Origin of the sequence: Psychromonas arctica (assembly GCF_038155225.1) — a bacterium.
Taxonomy (GTDB): domain Bacteria; phylum Pseudomonadota; class Gammaproteobacteria; order Enterobacterales; family Psychromonadaceae; genus Psychromonas; species Psychromonas arctica_B.
In genome coordinates this window covers 1-217 of the sequence record NZ_JBAKBA010000333.1, presented here as the reverse complement: position 1 = coordinate 217, position 217 = coordinate 1, and the positions used below count along the sequence as shown (strand labels likewise).

The 217-nt window shown below is 38.2% G+C and carries 1 protein-coding gene; it reads left to right on the top strand.

Features of this window, described 5'->3' with window-relative positions; genetic code table 11:
* On the top strand, positions 1-217 hold a 217-nt coding region (locus V6255_RS18710), incomplete at both ends, for a hypothetical protein (protein ID WP_341629453.1).

The window sequence follows — 217 nt, the reverse complement described above, 5'->3', positions numbered from 1 at the left end:
TGCAAAAGCAGTTAATTGTGAAGCTACATCACGGCGTTTAACGCCTGAATTCTTTGCCGAATATTCAGTGTCCTCATTACGTAAACAAAGTGACTATTATTTAGAAGATCAAGGTCTCCTATCTGATCCTATGGTTTACCAAGCAGAAACAGACAAATACGTGGCTATCAGATGGGATGACGCTTTTGCATTAATTGCCAAGCATTTAAATGGTTTA